The organism is Variovorax sp. GW531-E2, from assembly GCF_059423125.1.
Window position 1 is genome coordinate 1 of the sequence record NZ_JBWKXQ010000037.1, and the last position, 17,794, is coordinate 17,794.

Genomic DNA, 17,794 nt, shown 5'->3' on the forward strand with positions numbered 1-17,794 from the left:
GTTCGGGGCGGCGTTGGCCATTGTCAGAAAGCGTCCTCGGGCAAAGCGGTACAGGTCGGGTCACGGGTTTCGACCACCTGGAGCCAGGCACCGATTTTCGGCAGCTCGTAGTGGAAGAAATAGTCCGTGGCGCCGATCTTGCCAGCTGTTACCGCCCTCGCCTTCTGTGCGTCGATTTCCAGCGCCCGCAGCGCCACGTCGAGCCAGAGCCAGGCCAGCACCGTGTGGCCGAAGGCCTGCATGTAGGGCACGGCGTTGGCCAGCGCGTCGGCCGGGTCGCCGGTGGACCAGGCGGCCTCCGTGGCGCTGCCGATGTGCTGCAGCGCGGCGCCCAGCGCCTTGGCGTGCGGCGCCAGCGCGGGCACCCTGGCGGCGCGGCCGATGGTCTCGGTGACGCGCCCGGCCAGCAGCTGCAGGCCGCGGCCCTTTTCCATCAGCACCTTGCGGCCCAGCAGGTCGGCCGCCTGGATGCCGTGCGTGCCCTCGTGGATCATGTTCAGGCGGTTGTCGCGCCAGTACTGCTCCACCGGGAAATCGCGCGTGTAGCCGTAGCCGCCGTGCACCTGGATCGCCAGCGAATTGGCCTCCAGGCACCACTCGCTGGGCCAGCTCTTGGCGATGGGCGTGAGCACCTCCAGCAGCAGGCGGGCGTCGTCGGCCTGCGCGGCGTCGCCGGTTTTTTGCGTGTCGACCAGGCGGGCGCAGTACAGCTCCAGCGCCAGCGCGCCCTCGCAGTACGCCTTCTGGGCAAGCAGCATGCGGCGCACGTCGGCGTGCTCGATGATGCGCACCTGCGGCGCGGTCGAGTCCTTGGCCACGGCGGCGCCGGCGGCTTCGGGCTTCTTCACCAGCCGGCCCTGCGGGCGGCTCTTGGCGTAGTCGAGCGAGGCGTAGTAGCCGGCCATGCCGAGCATGGTGGCGGCGGTGCCGACGCCGATGCGGGCCTCGTTCATCATGTGGAACATGCAGTGCAGGCCCTTGCCGGGCGCGCCGACCAGGTAGCCCACCGCGCCGGCCTTGCCGCCGACCGGGTACTTGCCCTCGCCGAAGTTCAGCAGCGTGTTGGTGGTGCCGCGCCAGCCGAGCTTGTGGTTCAGGCCGGCCAGTGCCACGTCGTTGCGCTCGCCCGTGAGTTCGCCCTGCGTGTCCACCATGCGCTTGGGCACGATGAACAGCGAAATACCGCGCGTGCCCGGAATGAGCTTGCCGTTCTCGTCGGGGATCTTGGCCAGCACGATGTGCACGATGTTCTCGGTCAACTCGTGGTCGCCGGCCGAGATCCACATCTTGTTGCCCGTGAGCCGGTAGCGCGGGCCCAGCGGGTCGTTTTGAAAGTCGGCGCCGTCGGGCACGGCGCGCGTGGCCACGTCGCTCAGCGACGAGCCGGCCTGGGGCTCCGACAGGCACATGGTGCCCGCCCAGCGGCCCGAAAATTCGTTCTTGGCAAACACCTCTTTCTGCTTCTCGGTGCCGTGCACCATGAGCAGGTTGGCGTTGCCGCTGGTGAGCATGTTCGAGCCGATGCTCACCGAGGCCATCGCGAAGAAGCTGTTGGCCGCGGCCTGCACCGTGTAGGGCAGCTGCATGCCGCCGATGTCGTAGTCCTGTGCGGCACTCAGCATGCCGGACTCGACGAAGGCCTTGTGCGCGTCGTGCGTGGCCTGCGGCAGGATGACCTTCTCGCCGTCGAAATGCGGCTCCTGCGTGTCGACGGTGCGGTTGAACGGCGCGTACTTTTCGCGCGCGATGCGCTCGCAGGTGTCGAGCACGGCGTCGAAGGTCTCGCGCGAGTGGTCGGCAAAACGCTCGCTCTGGTTGAGCTTCTCGGCGTCGAGCCAGTCGTAGAGCAGAAAGTCGAGGGTGGGACGCAGGCTCATGGTGATGTCTTCTTCAGGCTACGACTTCGCGGGCGACGAAGTCTTCTTCGGGGAATCGGGCAGCTTGGCGATGGTGCCCTGCGCCAGCGCGCAGAGCTTCTCGGTGCCGTCGTCGGCCACCGCCACCACCTCGCAGGTGCACACGGCCTGCGAGCTGCCGGTGTGCACGGCCCGGGCGCGCGCAATCAGCCGCTGGCCGATGGCGGGCCGCACGTAGTTGATCTTGAATTCGGAGGTCACGACCGGCACGCGCAAGGCACTGCCGCCGGCAAAGGTCAGCGCGTTGTCGGCCATGTAGCTCACGATGCCGCCATGGGCGAAACCGTGCTGCTGCTTCAGCTGCGCGCCGAGCGGCAGCTGCAGCTCGGCATGGCCCGGCGCGAGTGCATGCAGCTCGGCGCCGATCAGCACGCTGAAGGGCTGCGCGGCCAGCACGCTGCGGCCGTAGGCCAGGACGGCTTCGGGCGAGACCTCCTGGTCATTGCCCAAGCCGGACATGGTTACAGGACCTCGAACACGCCCGCAGCGCCCATGCCGCCGCCGATGCACATCGTGACCACGACCTTCTTGGCGCCGCGGCGCTTGCCTTCGATGAGCGCATGGCCCGTCAGGCGCTGGCCGCTCACGCCGTAAGGGTGGCCCACGGCGATGGCGCCGCCGTTGACATTCAGGCGGTCGCCCGGAATGCCCAGCTTGTCGCGGCAGTAGATGACCTGCACGGCGAAGGCTTCGTTCAGCTCCCACAGATCGATGTCGTTGACCGTGAGGCCCAGGCGCTTGAGCACCTTGGGGATGGCGAAGACCGGGCCGATGCCCATTTCGTCGGGTTCGCAGCCGGCCACGGCGAAGCCGAGGAAACGGCCGATGGGCGCCAGGCCCTTCTGCTGCGCGTACTTCTCGTCGACCAGCACGCAGGCGCCGCCGCCGTCGGAGAACTGGCTGGCGTTGCCGGCCGAGATCAGGCCGCCGGGCATGGCCGAGCGGATGCCGCTGATGCCTTCCTTGGTGGTGCCGGGGCGGATGCCTTCGTCGTTCTCGATCGTGACTTCCTTGGTGCGCAGGCCCATCACGGGGTCGGCCACGCCGGCCAGCACGGTGATGGGGGCGATCTCAGCCTTGAAGAGGCCGGCTTCGAGCGCGGCGGTGGCGCGCTGCTGGCTCTGTGCGCCGTACTCGTCCATGGCGTCGCGGCCGATGTTGTAGCGCTTGGCGACCTGCTCGGCGGTCTGCAGCATGTTCCAGTAGATCTCGGGCTTGTGCTTCACGAGCCAGGGGTCGGCCAGCATGTGCGTGTTGGCTTCGTTCTGCACGCACGAGATGCTCTCGACGCCGCCGGCCACGTACACGTCGCCCTCGCCCGCGATGATGCGCTGGGCGGCGGTGGCGATGGTCTGCAGGCCAGACGAGCAGAAGCGGTTGATGGTCATGCCCGAGGTGGTGACCGGCAGGCCGGCGCGCAGGGCGATCTGGCGCGCGATGTTGGAACCGGTGGCGCCTTCAGGCGTGGCGCAACCCATGATGACGTCGTCGACCGAGGCCGGGTCGATGCCGGCGCGCTGCACCGCGTGCTGCACGGCATGGCCGCCCAGCGTGGCGCCGTGCGTCATGTTGAAGGCACCCTTCCAGCTCTTCGCGAGCGGCGTGCGGGCGGTGGAAACGATGACGGCGCTGGTCATGGTGAGGTCCTTTGAAGATGGAAGGGAAAAGAGGGAGAAGACGGGGTCGTCATTGCGCCGGAGCAGCGTTGGTGTTGCTCAGGAGCTGGTGATAGAAGCCGATCATCTCGCCGTAGTTCGAGATGGCCAGGCGTTCGTTGTTGCCATGAAAGCGCGCCAGGTCTTCGCTCTTCACGCGGAACGGCGAGAAGCGAAAGACGGCGTCGCTCACGAGGCTGAAGTGGCGCGAATCGGTGGCGGCGGTCATGAGGCCGGGTGCCACCACGGCATCGGGGAAGCTCTGACGCACCGCCTGCTGGATCGCGCGGTAGCCGGTGCTGTCGGTGGGCGACACCGGCGACGGCTCCGAGTTGCCGGGGTACTGCTTGATCTTGATGTCGTCGTTGGCCAGCGTCTTGCGCAAGTGCGCCTCGACGCTCGCGATGCTGTCGCCCGGCAGGATGCGGAAGTTGACGGCCGCCTCGGCGCGGCCGGGCAGCACGTTGTCCTTGTTGCCGGCGCGCACGATGGTCAGCGCCGTGGTCGTGCGCAGCATGGCGTTGCTGCTCGGGCTCTTCTCGAGCTGGCCGCGCACCAGCGACTCGGTGAGCCACAGGTTGGACAGCATCACGCGGTTGACGCCGCTCATTTCGGGCGCGAGCGCGCCGAACATCTGGCCCGCCACGCCCTGGATGCCGCCGGGCATCGGGTTGGCTTCGAGCCGGGCCAATGCGGCGCTCATGCTGCCGATGGCGCTGTGTTGCGGCGGCATCGACGAATGGCCGGGGGCGGTGTCCAGCGACAGGAAGAAGGTGCCGTAGCCCTTCTCGGCCAGGCCGATGAGCGCCGCGGGCTTGCTTAGGCCGGGCAGCACGCCGTCGAGCACCAGCAGGCCTTCGTCGAGCACCCAGTCCAGGCGCACGTTGCGCGACTTGAGCAGCTCGGCGATGGGCAGCGCACCGCGCAGGCCGCTGACTTCTTCGTCGTCACCCATCACAAGGTAGACGGTCTGCTTCGGCTTGAAGCCGGCGCCGATGAGCAGCTCGATGGCTTCCATCTGCGCGAAAAGATTGCTCTTGTTGTCGAGCGTGCCGCGGCCCCAGACGAAACCGTCCTTGATCTCGCCGGCGAAGGGGTCGACCGTCCAGGCTTTTTCAGTGCCGGGGGCGATGGGCACCATGTCCTGGTGCGCCATCAGTGCGATGGGCTTGGCGGACGGGTCGGTGCCGGCCCATGTGTAGAGCAGTGCCTTGTTGCCCACGACTTCCTTCTTCAGGGTGGCGTGGACCTTGGGGTACTGCTGTTCGAGGTAAGCGTGGAGCTTGTCGAACTCGGCCGCGTTGGCGGCCGAGTCGTCCATGCTCGACACCGTGCGGAACGTGATCGCCGTAGACAGCCGTTTGGCGGCTGCCTGCAGATCGATGTCCAGCTTGGGTGCGGGCGCCACCGCGAGTTGCTGCGATGGCGTGGTCCAGGTCTTGACCGCCACGGCCGCCACCAGTGCCAGGAGCACCAGCAGCAGCCCGAGGAAGATGCGTTTCAACATGGGCGGTCTTGATCCTGGGTTCAGTCGTCTCAGCTGAAGGACTTGCCTTCGGCCACCAGCTTCTGGATCAGCGGTGCGGGCTGCCAGAACTCGGCGTCGTCGCGCGGGTTCTGCGCAAAGCGCTTCATCGTCTCGGCCACGTTGTACAGGCCGACCTGCGAGGCGTAGTGCATCGGGCCACCGCGGTAGATCGGGAAGCCGTAGCCGGTGAGGTACACCATGTCGATGTCGCCCGACTTGGAAGCAATGCCGTCTTCCAGGATGTGCGCGCCTTCGTTGACGAGGGCGAACACCAGGCGCTGCACGATTTCCGTGTCGGAGATCTTGCGCGGCGTGATGCCCAGTTCCTTGCGGTGGTCCTCGATCATCTTGTTGACGAGTTCCGACGGAATGGCGTCGCGCTTGCCGGCCTGGTAGTCGTACCACCCTGCCCCGGTCTTCTGGCCGAAGCGGCCCAGCTCGCACAGCTTGTCGGCCGTGCGGCTGTACTTCATGTCGGCGCGCTCGACGGCGCGACGCTTGCGGATCGCCCAGCCGATGTCGTTGCCGGCCAGGTCGCCCATGCGGAACGGGCCCATGGCAAAGCCGAACTTCTCGATGGCCTTGTCGACCTGCTGCGGCGTGGCGCCTTCGTCCAGCAGGAAGCCGGCCTGGCGGCTGTACTGTTCGATCATGCGGTTGCCGATGAAGCCGTCGCACACGCCCGACACGACGGAGGTCTTCTTGATCTTCTTGCCGATGGCCATCACGGTGGCCAGCACGTCCTTGGACGTGGCCTTGCCGCGCACCACTTCGAGCAGCTTCATCACATTGGCCGGGCTGAAGAAGTGCATGCCGACCACGTCCTGCGGACGGTCGGTGAACGAGGCGATCTTGTCGACGTCGAGCGTCGAGGTGTTGGAGGCCAGGATGGCGCCCTTCTTGGCGACGCGATCGAGTTCCTTGAAGACCTTTTCCTTGACGCCGATTTCTTCGAACACCGCTTCGATGATGAGGTCGGCGTCCTTCAGGTCGTCGTAGCTCAGCGTGGTGCTCAGAAGCGCCATGCGCTGCTCGTACTTGTCCTGCTTGAGCTTGCCCTTCTTGACCTGGGCTTCGTAGTTCTTCTTGATGGTGGCAATGCCGCGGTCGAGCGCCTCTTGCTTCATCTCGAGGATCTTCACGGGGATGCCCGCGTTCAGGAAGTTCATCGAGATGCCGCCGCCCATGGTGCCGGCGCCGATCACGCCCACGGCCTTGATGTCGCGCTTGGGCGTGTCTTCGGGCACGTCGGGAATCTTGCTCGCGGCGCGCTCGGCCATGAACAGGTGGCGCAGGGCCAGCGATTCGGGCGTGAACATCAGCGCGGTGAAGAGACGACGCTCTTCGGCCATGCCGTCGTCGAACTTCATCTTGGTCGCGGCCTGCACGGCGTCGACGCACTTCAGCGGCGCGGGGTAGTTCTTCGACATGCCGCCGACCATGTTCTTGGCGAACTGGAAGTAGGCATCGCCTTGCGGGTGCTTGCACGGCAGGTTGCGCACGAGCGGCAGCTCGCCGCCCTTGGCAGCAACCGACTTGGCGAACTCGACGGCTTCGTCGAACACCGACTCGGCCGAGGCGGCCAGCTTGTCGAACAGCTTCTGGCCCGGCAGGCTGGCGAGCAGCTCGCTCTTCACGGGCTCGCCGCTGACGATCATGTTCAGGGCGGTTTCCACGCCGAGCACGCGCGGCAGGCGCTGCGTGCCACCGGCGCCCGGCAGCAGGCCGAGCTTGACTTCAGGCAGTGCCACGCTGGTGCCGGGTGCGGCCACGCGGTAGTGGCAGCCCAGGGCCAGCTCCAGGCCGCCGCCCATGCACACGGAGTGGATGGCTGCGACGATGGGCTTGGGCGAGGCTTCGAGCGAGAGGATCACGCTCAGCAGGTTGGGCTCTTGCAGCGCCTTGGGCGTGCCGAATTCCTTGATGTCCGCACCGCCCGAGAACGCCTTGCCGGCGCCGGTGATGACGATGGCCTTGACGGCGCTGTCGGCATTGGCCTTGGACAGGCCGTCGGTGATGCCGATGCGTGTCGAGAAGCCGAGACCGTTGACCGGCGGGTTGGTCAGGGTGATCACGGCGACATCGCCGAGCACTTTGTATTCAGCCGTCATGCTGCGTTCCTTGGTGTGTGAAGAAAAAGAAGAAAAAGCACGAGTGTTCTTTTTCGAGGATTCTAGGCGTTTTGCGTGGCCGAACAATGGCACGCAGTCGCTGTCGGGACAAGGGCCTCAAGAGAGAGCCGGACTTTCCAGGAACACCGCGGAACCGGCTTTGCCGGGCCGCAGGTGTTGCCCCCTGCAAGGGGGTTGGCGCGCGCGACACGAAGTGCGCGAAGCCTGGGGGTTTGCTTAAACCTCCAGCCACTCCCTGCGGGTATTGCCGTCTGCGCGCAGGCTGTCAGGCGTCCCGTCGAACACGATGCTGCCGTGGCCCATGACGAGCGCGCGGTCGGAAATCTGCATCGCGATGGTGAGCTTCTGCTCGATGAGGAGCACCGAGATGCCCTTGTCCTTCAGCGTGCGCAGGTACTGCCCCACCAGCTCGACGATCTTGGGCGCGAGGCCCTCGGTGGGCTCGTCGATGATGATCAGGTCGGGGTCGCCCATGAGCGTGCGGCACAGCGTGAGCATCTGCTGCTCGCCGCCCGAGAGCACGCCGGCCTCGGTGTGCTGGCGCTCCTTCAGGCGCGGGAACATGCCGTACATGTCGTCGAAGGACCAGCGGCTGCCCTTGCCCGAGCCCTTCTGCCCCAGCAGCAGGTTCTGGTGCACCGTGAGCTTGGGGAAGATGTCGCGGTTCTCGGGCACGTAGCCGATGCCCATGTGCGCGATCTCGTAGGCCTTGCGACGCAGGATGTCGCCGCCCTTCCACTGCAGCGTGCCCTCGGCATGCACCAGGCCCATGATGGCCTTGGCCGTGGTCGAACGGCCCGAGCCGTTGCGACCCAGCAGGGCCACGATCTCGCCCGGGCGGACGTCGAAGGAAACGCCATGCAGCACATGGCTCTTGCCGTAGTAGGCGTGGATGTCGTGAAGCTTCAGCATGTCAGTGTCCCGCCCCTTGCGCGTCGGCAACCGACGAACCCAGATACGCCTCCTGCACGCGTGCATTGGCGCGCACGGCAGCCGGCGTGTCGAAGGCGATGACTTCGCCGTAGACCACCACGGCGATCTTGTCGGCCAGCCCGAAGACCACGCCCATGTCGTGCTCCACCGTCAACAGCGTCTTGCCGACGGTGACGTGCTTGATGAGCGAGATGAAGTGCGAGGTCTCGGTCTTGCTCATGCCGGCCGTGGGCTCGTCCAGCAGGATGACGCCAGCGCCGCCAGCAATCGTCACGCCGATCTCGAGCGCGCGCTGCTCGGCATAGGTGAGGTTCACCGCATGCACGTCGCGCTTGCGCTCCAGGCCGATCTGCTTGATGAGCTCTTCGGTGCGCGCGTTGGCGTCGTCCAGGTTCGAGAGAAAGCGCAGGAACGTGTACTTGTAGCCCAGGCTCCACAGCACGCCGCAGCGCAGGTTCTCGAAGACGCTGAGCTTCGGGAAGATGTTGGTGATCTGGAAGCTGCGCGACAGCCCCAGGCGGTTGATTTCATAGGGCTTCTTGCCGTCGATGCGCTGCCCGTTGAGCAGCACCTCGCCGCTGGTGGGCGTGAGCCGCCCGCTGATCAGGTTGAACAGCGTCGACTTGCCCGCGCCGTTCGGCCCGATCACGGCGATGCGTTCGCCGGCCTTCACCGCCAAGTCCACGCCGCGGATGATTTCGGTCTTGCCGAAATTCTTGCGCAGCGCCTTCAGTTCCAATGCGTATTGCGCGCTCATTTACGCCGCCTCCCGACGTTTGATTTCTGCTTCGATCTCTTCCTGCGCCTGGCCCCAGACCCGCACGAAGCGGCGCCGTGCCACCTCGAGCAGGCCCAGGCCCACGGCCAGGATCGCGATGGCGCCCAGCCAGCTGGTCACGCCCGCCGTGTTCAGCATGGTGCCGAAGAACTTCAGGTCCGGGCCCATCGCCGCGTTGAGCTGGATGTGATAGATCATCTCGATCAGCGCGGCAGCGCCCACCACCACTGGCACCAGGGCCACGGCAAGCGCGGCGTACAGGCCCCAGAAGCGGTTGAACTTGCCGAACTTGGCCACGCGCAGGTTCATCATGACCAGGCTGGCGATGCCGCCGGGGGCGAACATCACCATGAACACGAACACCAGGCCGAAGTACAGCTGCCAGGCCTTCGACAGTTCGGACAGCAGGATCGAGGCGAACACCAGCAGCACCGCGCCGATGATCGGGCCGAAGAAGAACACCGCGCCGCCCAGGAAGGTGAACAGCAGGTAGCCGCCCGAGCGGATGGCGTTCAGGCTGTCGGCCGCGTTCACGATCTCGAAGTTGATCGAGGCCAGGCCGCCGCCGATGCCGGCGAAGAAGCCCGCGATGATGAACGCGAAGTAGCGCACGCGCTGCGTGTTGTAGCCGATGAACTCCACGCGCTCCGGGTTGTCGCGCACCGCGTTCAGCATGCGGCCCAGCGGCGTGCCGGTGAAGGCATACATCAGGGCGGTGCACACGAAGCAGTACGCGGCGATCAGGTAGTACACCTGGATCTGCGGACCGAAGGTGAAGCCGAAGAAGCTCGGGCCGTACACGCGGTCGGTGGTGATGCCGCCCTCGCCGCCGAAGAAGCTGGGGAACATCAGCGCCATCGAGGCCACGAGCTCGCCGATGCCCATGGTGATCATGGCGAAGGTGGTGCCCGACTTCTTGGTGGTCACGAAGCCCAGCAGGATGGCGAAGAACATCCCCGCCAGCCCGCCGACAAGCGGAATGAGCACCAGCGGAATCGTCGGGCCGCCCTTGGTCGCCATGTTCATCGCATGGATGGCGATGAACGAGCCCAGGCCGGTGTACACGGCATGGCCGAAGCTCAGCATGCCGCCCTGCCCCAGCAGGATGTTGTAGCTCAGGCAGATGATGATCAGGTAGCCCATCTGCGAGAGCATCGTCAGCGCCAGGCTGCTCTTGAACAGCATCGGCGAGATGATCAGCACCAGGGCGAACAGCGCCCAGACCAGGTAGCGCCCGATGTTCCAGGGCTTGAAGCGGTAGTACCGCGTCGGGGTCGTCGGTGAAGTGGTGGTTGCGGTGGTCATGGTGTCAGTCCTCCCGGGTGCCCAGAAGACCCTTCGGGCGGAAGATGAGGATCAGCACGAGGAACAGGTACGGCAGGATCGGTGCGACCTGCGAGATGGTGAGCTTGAGCAGCTCGTAGCCGAAGGTCTGGTCGCTCACGGCCACGCCCAGGGCCTGCAGCGCGGTGGCCAGCGAGTGGTCCAGCGCCACGGCGAAGGTCTGGATGATGCCGATCAGCAGCGACGCCAGGAAGGCGCCGGCCAGCGAACCCATGCCGCCGACCACCACCACCACGAAGATGATGGTGCCGACCGAGCCGGCCATGGCCGGCTCGGTGACGTAAGTGTTGCCGCCGATCACGCCCGCCAGGCCGGCCAGCGCGGCACCGCCGCCAAACACCAGCATGAACACGCGCGGCACGTTGTGGCCCAGCGCCTCGACCATGTCGGGGTGCTTCAGCGCCGCCTGGATCACCAGGCCGATGCGCGTGCGCGTGAGCAGCAGCCACACGGACACCAGCATCAGCATCGCCACCAGCATGATGAACGAGCGCGACTTGGGAAACTGCGTGCCGTACAGCGAGAACAGCGGACCCTGCAGCGCCTCGGGCAGGCCGTAGGGCACCGTGGAGCGGCCCCAGACCAGCTGGACCAGCTCGAGGATGAGGTACGAAAGACCGAAGGTCACCAACAGCTCGGGCACGTGGCCGAACTTGTGGACCCGGCGCAGGCTGTAGCGCTCGAAGGCCGCACCCAGTGCCCCCACCAGCAGCGGCGAGAGAAAGAGCGCGGGCCAGAAGCCGACGATGCCTGACAGGGTGTAGGCGAAATAGGCGCCCAGCATGTAGAAGCTGGCGTGTGCAAAGTTGAGCACACCCATCATGCTGAAGATCAGCGTAAGGCCAGAGCTCAGCATGAACAACAGCAGGCCGTAGCTGACGCCGTTGAGCAGTGAGATGACGAAGAATTCGACGTTCATCGGTCTTCCGTGTCGGTTGAAAAAGAAAGAGGCCCGAGTGTTGAAGTCGGGCCTCGACCGGTCAGGGGGCGATCAGCGGGCGATCAGGAGGCGCCGCCGGGTCGCTTCATCTGGCACGAGGTGGGCGTGCTCGAGACGTAGGGCTCGTAGTACTTGACCGGTGCCAGCGTGTAGCCGGTGTTTTCCGGGCTGTACGGGCTCTTCGCGTCGGCCTTCTGCCAGCGCGTGATCCACAGGCCCTGCTGCAGCTGGTGGTCGGACTTGCGCATCTCGACGTCGCCGTTGAAGCTCTTGAACTTCATGCCTTCCATGGCGGCCGCCACCTTGACGGGGTCGGTCGACTTGGTGCGCACGAAGGCTTCGGCGAGCATCGCGTACACGGTGTACGGCGAGGTCGTGTACAGGTCTTCGTTGAAGCGCTTCTTGAACTCGTTCATCATCGGCGCGATCGGGCCCGGCGCGTTGTAGTGGCTGTAGCCCACCATGTAGACCTTGCCGTCCGAGGCCGCGCCCATGGCGGTCGGCGTGCCGTTGGTCACGGCGTAGTAGGTGTAGAACTTGACGTTCAGGCCTGCGTCGTTGGCCGACTTGATGAGCAGCGCGAGGTCGGAACCCCAGTTGCCGGTGATGACGGTGTCGGCGCCCGAGGCCTTGATCTTGGCGATGTAGGGCGCGAAGTCGCGCACCTGGGCCAGCGGATGAAGGTCGTCGCCGACGATCTGCACGTCGGGGCGCTTGGTCTTGAGGTTGTCCTTGGCGTACTTCGCGACCTGCTGGCCGTGCGAGTAGTTCTGGTTGATCAGGTACACCTTCTTGATGTCGGCCTGATCCTTCATGAAGGTGGTCAGGGCTTCCATCTTCATGGAGGTGTCGGCGTCGAGGCGGAAGTGCCAGTAGCTGCACTTGCTGTTGGTCAGGTCGGGATCAACGGCCGCGTAGTTGAAGTACACGACTTCCTTGCCCGGGTTGCGGGCGTTGTGCTTTTCGAGCGCGTCCATGATGGCCAGCGCCGGGCCGGAGCCGTTGCCCTGCACCACGTAGCGCGCGCCCTGGTCCATGGCCGAGCGCAGCGCGGCGGTGGTTTCCTGCGGGCTGAGCTTGTTGTCGATGCCGATGACCTCGAACTTCACGCCGGCCACGTTCTTCTTGTTGAATTCTTCGGCCAGGAACTGGAAGGTCTTGAGCTGGTTGGTACCGACGGCCGCCATCAGGCCCGACAGCGGGTCCAGCCACGCGATCTTGACGGTCTCACCCTTCTGGGCAAGGGCACCGGTGGCACTTGCCGCGAGCACGGCGGCGGTAGCGATCTTCAGAGCGAACTTCAATCTATATCTCCTAGTCAAACCGATATCAAAAACGCTGCACAAGCGTACAAGTCTTTGCCACCCCACCCCTCAGGGAATGCCCGTAAGGAAGGGGCTGCAAAGGCACGTATCTATCGCGCAGGCGACAGTGCATTTCCTTCTTTTGCTACCCGGCGGTAGGTATCTTCTACCGATGGGTAGGAAATGCGTTCACAAAGACGCCTAGGGGCGCTTCATCTGGCAGGTCGTGGGCGTGCTCGCCACATACGACTCGTAATACTTCACGGGGACGTTGGTGTAGCCGGTGTTCTCGGCGTCGTAGGGGTACTTGGCGCTGGCCTTCTCCCAGCGCGAGATGTACAGGCCCTGCTGCAGCTGGTGGTCGGCCTTGCGCATCTCGACCTCGCCGTTGAAGCTCTTGATCTTCATGCCTTCGAGCGCCGCGGCCACCTTGACGGGGTCGGTCGACTTGGTCTGCACGAAAGCGGCATCGAGCAATGCGAAGGTGTGATAGATCGAGGACTGCGTCAGGTCGTCGTTCATCTTCTTCTTGTAGCCGGTCAGCAGCCGCTGGATTTCGCCGCCCATGTTGTAGTGGGCATAGGCCACGGTGTAGACCTTGCCGGCCGAGGTGGCGCCCATGGCCGTGGGCGTGCCGGCGCCCGGTGCGTAGTACGTGAGGAACTTGACGTCCAGCCCCGAGTCGTTCGCTGCCTTGATGAGCAGCGAGAGGTCGGAACCCCAGTTGCCGGTGATGACCGTGTCGGCGCCCGAGGCCTTGATCTTGGCGATGTAGGGCGAGAAATCGCGCACCTGCGCGAGCGGGTGCAGGTCGTCGCCCACGATCTGGATGTCGGGGCGCTTGGTCTTGAGGTTGTCCTTGGCGAACTTGGACACCTGCTGGCCGTGGGAGTAGTTCTGGCCCAGGATGTAGACCTTCTTGATATCGGCCTGGTCCTTCATCCAGGTGGTCAGCGCTTCCATCTTCATGGAGGTGTCGGCATCGAGGCGGAAGTGCCAGTAGCTGCACTTGCTGTTGGTGAGGTCGGGATCGACCGCCGCGTAGTTCAGGTACAGCAGTTCCTTGCCGGGGTTGCGCGCGTTGTTCTTCTCGACGGCGTCGATGATCGCGAGCGCCGGGCCCGAGCCGTTGCCCTGGGTGATGTAGCGCGCGCCCTGGTCCTGCGCCGAGCGCAGCGCCGCGGTGGTCTCCTGCGGGCTCAGCTTGTTGTCGATCGCGATGATCTCGAACTTCACGCCCGACGCATTCTTCTTGTTGAACTCGTCAGCCAGGTACTGGGTCGTCTTGAGCTGGTTGGTGCCCACGGCCGCCATCAGACCCGACAGCGGGTCCAGCCAGGCGATCTTGACGGTTTCGCCCTTCTGGGCGAACGACGCTGAAACACTCACCAACATGGCGCAGGCGGCCACTGACTTGATACCGAAGTGCATGAAGAGTCTCCTGGTTGAAAGGCGGGACGCCAGCGTACAAGCGCCCTTTTCTTCGCCGCACAGGGAATGCCCGGAAGGAAAGCCGCCGGGGCGGCCTTCCTATCGCGTGCGCGACAGTGCGGGTGGGCTTTGGCCGTGCTTCAGAGGCCCGGCAGCTTGTAGTCCTTGAGCAGTTCGCGAAGCTTGGTCTTGAGGATCTTGCCGGTGGCGCCGATCGGGATGGCCTCCACGAACACCACGTCGTCGGGGATCTGCCACTTGGCGGTCTTGCCCTCGTAGAACTTCAGCAGCTCCTCGCGGGTGACTTCGGCGCCGGGCTTCTTCACGACGGCGATGATCGGGCGCTCGTCCCACTTGGGGTGGAACACGCCGATGCACGCCGCCATGGCGATGGCCGGGTGCGCGACGGCGATGTTCTCGATGTCGATGGAGCTGATCCACTCGCCGCCGGACTTGATCACGTCCTTGCTGCGGTCGGTGATCTGCAGGTAGCCCTCGGCATCGATGGTGGCCACGTCGCCGGTGGGAAACCAGCCCCGGCCTGCGGCGTCGGCGACCAGCGGGTTGCCGCCCTCGCCCTTGTAGTACTCCTTGACGACCCAGGGGCCCTTGACCAACAGGTCGCCGTAGGCCTTGCCGTCCCAGGGCAGCTCGTCGCCGTTGCCGTCGACGATCTTCATGTCGACGCCGAAGATGGCGCGGCCCTGCTTCATGCGGATCTGCAGCTGCGCATCGGCGGGCAGCGACAGGTGCTTGTTCTTCAGCGTGCACAGCGTGCCCAGCGGGCTCATCTCGGTCATGCCCCAGGCATGCAGCACCTCGACGTTGTAGTTCTCCTGGAACGCCGTGATCATGGCCGGCGGGCAGGCCGAGCCGCCGATGACGGTGCGGTTCAGCTTGCTGAACTTCAGGCCGTTGGTCTGCATGTGGCCCAGCATCATCTGCCACACGGTGGGCACGCCGGCCGCGAAGGTCACGCCTTCGGACTCGATGAGCTCGTACACCGACTTGCCGTCCAGCGACGGGCCCGGGAACACGAGCTTGCAGCCCACCAGCGCGGCCGAGTACGGAATGCCCCAGGCGTTGACGTGGAACATCGGCACCACCGGCAGCACCGAGTCTTGCGCCGAAATGCGCATGACATCGGGCAGCGCGGCAGCGTAGGCATGCAGCATGGTCGAGCGGTGGCTGTACAGCGCGGCCTTCGGGTTGCCCGTGGTGCCGCTCGTGTAGCACATGCTCGAGGCCGAGTTCTCGTCGAAGGTGGGCCAATCGTAGGTGGTGGACTGCGTGCCGATCCAGGCCTCATAGCTCACGAGGTTGGGCACGCCGCTGTCGGCCGGCAGCTTGTCGGCATCACACAGTGCAACCCATTTCCGGATCGTGGGACAACGCGCATGCACCGCCTGCACCAGCGGCAGGAAGCTCAGGTCGAAGCACAGGATCTGGTCTTCGGCATGGTTGGCGATCCACGCGATCTGGTCGGGGTGCAGGCGCGGGTTGATGGTGTGCAGCACGCGGCCGCTGCCGCTCACGCCGTAGTACAGCTCCAGGTGGCGGTAGCCGTTCCAGGCCAGGGTGGCGATGCGGTCGCTGAACAGCAGTTGCTCGCCATCCAGCGCATTGGCCACCTGCCTGGCGCGCGATGCGATGTCGCTCCAGGTGCAGCGGTGGATATCGCCCTCGACACGGCGCGAGACGATCTCGCCGTCACCGTTGTGGCGCTCGACGAACTCGATCAGCGACGAGATCAAAAGCGGTTGGTCTTGCATCAAACCCAGCATCTACGGACTCCTATGTGAAATGACTTCAAAAAGCGTTGCGAACGAGAGATTCACGCAAGCTTCGGCCACTTGCACAATGACACAAACCCGCACTGCATGATTGAACGAAGCGGCTCAAGTGGGCGCCTTCGGACCAGTGCCCGCAGGCACCGTCACCACGTTGGTGCGGCACGGCTGGCGCAGCGTCTTGCCGCACTCGGGCAGCGCGGCCGCATGCGGGTAGGCGACGTATCCCAGCACGATGCTCGACGCGTTCGCGCCCTGGTGCCACAGCGTGTTGGTCGAAGGCCTCGTGTCGTTGCCGAACAGCCAGAAGCCGGTCTGCGACGGCGAGTCCACCGTCACGCGGATGCTGGAGCCGGCGCGAAAGACATGGGCGAACTTCTGGATCTCGATGCGCACCAGGTTGGGCTGGCCGGCCTGCAGCGGCGCTTCCTTCGGCTGGGTGAAGTCGCCGAAGGGGCGCAGCTCGGTGGAGCGGCTGGCGTCGAGCGCCCGCTTGGAGGCGCGCAGCCAGCCGCGCTGCACGAACATTTCCTTGCCGTCGGGCCGCACTTCCGACACCGTGACCTGCAGGTCGGTGCTGTCGGCGGTGGCGCTCAGGTACAGGTCGGCCGAGCCTTCCCCGTAGAAGCTCAGGTCCTCGGGCAAGGCGGCGGTGGTGAAGGTGAGCTGGCCGTCCTTCTCGGCATCGGCCACGGCCTGCCAGCCTTCGGCGGCCGGGTTGTTCACCACCGGGCTCTTCGCCGGATACCGGTAGTCGGACGAGGCCGCGCCGGCGGTCGGCTTCGCGTCGCCGAGCCCGCCGCCCGGCTGCATCCACAAGCGCATCGGCTTGACCTTGACCGGCAGGCGGTCGAACTCGGCCACGCCCGTCTGCTTCAGCTTGGCAGCGCCGTTGATCGCCTTCTGGTCGGTCTGCTGCATTTCCTGCAGCAGGCGCACGTGCGGCTCCTTCTCGAAACCGTTGTCCTCGCCCTTCACGAAATGGGCGAGAAAGCGCTTCAGCGTGCCATCGATGTAGTCGGAGGTGACGTTGGTGTGGTGGTCGCCGTTGGAGCTGACGAGCCACATCTTCTCGGGCGCCATGGTGTCTTCGTAGTAGCCCGAGCGCGGGCCGATCTGCTCGTCCTGCCACGACTGGGTGCCCAGCGCGGGAATGTCGATCTTGCCGGTCTCGTAGAACGCACTGCGCTTCACGTAGAGGCCGTCGGCGTACGGGTTCTCGAGCCACTTGGTCAGGTCGAGATCGGGGCGCTTGAGCTTCTCGATGTTGTCGGCCACGGTCTTGGCGCACTCCGTGTCGCCGTCGAGCTTGGCGGCCAGCGCGGCCGCGCGGGTCCAGGTGGCCGGGAAGCCGCCCCACCACTGCGCGGGAAAACCGACGTTCTTGATGCCGCCCGGGTAGCCCACGTCGCGGTACGGATCGGTCACGTTCTTGCTGGGCGTGATCGCCAGCAGGCCTTTGGGCCGGTGCGCCGCCACCCACAGCTGGTTGTAGCCCGAGTACGAGTAGCCGATCATGCCGATCTTGCCGTTCGACCACGGCTGCTTGCCGGCCCATTCGAGGGCGAAGGCACCGGCCGCGCCGGTGCTGGCGTCGAAGACCTGGTCGTCGCCCGTCGAGCAGCCGGTGCCCGGCACGTTCAGGCCCATCACCGCATAGCCCTCGGCCAGCCAGCGCTGGCCGATGTTCGGGGCCGAGCCCGAGCTGTAGCCGTCGTACTCGACCAGCAGCGGATAGGTGGCGTTGCCTCCGCTGGGCAACAGCAGCGAATAGCGCATCCGGTTGCCGTCGGGCAGCGTGATGTAGCCCCACTTGCGGACCGGGCCCGTCTCGGGCGTGACCGGCGGCTGCGCGGGTGGCGTTTCGGCGGCGGGCGGAAAGAAGCTGAACCCGCTGCTGCCCGACGAACCGCCGCCGCAGGCCGCGAGGCCCGCCGCGATGGCAAGCAGCGACGCGGCAAGGCGCCATCGGCGGGGGTGCATGGAAATCCTCATGGTGTTGTCTCTGTGATCGTTCTGGTGGATGGCACGCGTTGCCCAGGC

The 17,794-nt window shown here is 65.6% G+C and carries 13 protein-coding genes; all 13 read right to left on the minus strand.

The features are described 5' to 3' along the window. Positions 1 to 23: 23 nt before the first annotated feature. The 13 genes from AC07XP_RS20495 to AC07XP_RS20555 all read right to left on the minus strand — a co-directional run bounded on the left by AC07XP_RS20495 (position 24) and on the right by AC07XP_RS20555 (position 17,734). On the minus strand, positions 24 to 1,877 hold the full coding sequence (locus AC07XP_RS20495; RefSeq protein ID WP_495265701.1) for an acyl-CoA dehydrogenase: 1,854 nt from the start codon (positions 1,875 to 1,877) through the stop codon (positions 24 to 26). An 18-nt stretch (positions 1,878 to 1,895) separates the two neighbouring features. Next, a complete protein-coding gene (locus AC07XP_RS20500) occupies positions 1,896 to 2,375 on the minus strand; it encodes a PaaI family thioesterase (RefSeq protein ID WP_095948561.1) in 480 nt (159 codons plus the stop codon). Between the two features lie 2 nt (positions 2,376 to 2,377). After that, positions 2,378 to 3,553 (minus strand): acetyl-CoA C-acyltransferase, encoded by a 1,176-nt coding sequence (locus AC07XP_RS20505; RefSeq protein ID WP_495265702.1) that lies wholly within the window; start codon positions 3,551 to 3,553, stop codon positions 2,378 to 2,380. Between the two features lie 49 nt (positions 3,554 to 3,602). Next, positions 3,603 to 5,078, minus strand: coding sequence for a M20 family peptidase (locus AC07XP_RS20510; protein WP_492677070.1), 1,476 nt, complete (start codon positions 5,076 to 5,078; stop codon positions 3,603 to 3,605). A 29-nt stretch (positions 5,079 to 5,107) separates the two neighbouring features. Continuing rightward, on the minus strand, positions 5,108 to 7,210 hold the full coding sequence (locus tag AC07XP_RS20515) for a 3-hydroxyacyl-CoA dehydrogenase NAD-binding domain-containing protein (RefSeq protein ID WP_495265703.1): 2,103 nt from the start codon (positions 7,208 to 7,210) through the stop codon (positions 5,108 to 5,110). Positions 7,211 to 7,447: 237 nt separating this feature from the next. Beyond that, positions 7,448 to 8,143: an ABC transporter ATP-binding protein gene (locus AC07XP_RS20520; protein ID WP_495265704.1), complete on the minus strand. Its 696-nt coding sequence runs from the start codon at positions 8,141 to 8,143 to the stop codon at positions 7,448 to 7,450. Position 8,144: 1 nt separating this feature from the next. After that, complete coding sequence (locus AC07XP_RS20525; RefSeq protein ID WP_062471315.1) at positions 8,145 to 8,921, minus strand: ABC transporter ATP-binding protein; 777 nt, start codon at positions 8,919 to 8,921, stop codon at positions 8,145 to 8,147. Continuing rightward, on the minus strand, positions 8,922 to 10,247 hold the full coding sequence (locus AC07XP_RS20530) for a branched-chain amino acid ABC transporter permease (protein WP_062471312.1): 1,326 nt from the start codon (positions 10,245 to 10,247) through the stop codon (positions 8,922 to 8,924). Positions 10,248 to 10,251: 4 nt separating this feature from the next. Further along, the gene (locus tag AC07XP_RS20535) at positions 10,252 to 11,205 is read right to left on the minus strand and encodes a branched-chain amino acid ABC transporter permease (protein ID WP_095745331.1); all 954 of its coding nucleotides are present in this window, start codon (positions 11,203 to 11,205) and stop codon (positions 10,252 to 10,254) included. 83 nt (positions 11,206 to 11,288) lie between these two features. After that, positions 11,289 to 12,530 carry a branched-chain amino acid ABC transporter substrate-binding protein gene (locus AC07XP_RS20540; protein WP_062471306.1) on the minus strand — a complete coding sequence of 414 codons (1,242 nt, stop codon included), beginning with the start codon at positions 12,528 to 12,530 and terminating at the stop codon, positions 11,289 to 11,291. A 201-nt stretch (positions 12,531 to 12,731) separates the two neighbouring features. After that, positions 12,732 to 13,961, minus strand: a complete 1,230-nt coding sequence (locus tag AC07XP_RS20545; RefSeq protein ID WP_062471303.1) for a branched-chain amino acid ABC transporter substrate-binding protein — start codon at positions 13,959 to 13,961, stop codon at positions 12,732 to 12,734. Between the two features lie 140 nt (positions 13,962 to 14,101). After that, the gene (locus AC07XP_RS20550; RefSeq protein ID WP_070060678.1) at positions 14,102 to 15,745 is read right to left on the minus strand and encodes a 3-(methylthio)propionyl-CoA ligase; all 1,644 of its coding nucleotides are present in this window, start codon (positions 15,743 to 15,745) and stop codon (positions 14,102 to 14,104) included. Between the two features lie 114 nt (positions 15,746 to 15,859). Further along, complete coding sequence (locus AC07XP_RS20555; protein ID WP_495265705.1) at positions 15,860 to 17,734, minus strand: CocE/NonD family hydrolase; 1,875 nt, start codon at positions 17,732 to 17,734, stop codon at positions 15,860 to 15,862. Positions 17,735 to 17,794: the final 60 nt, after the last annotated feature.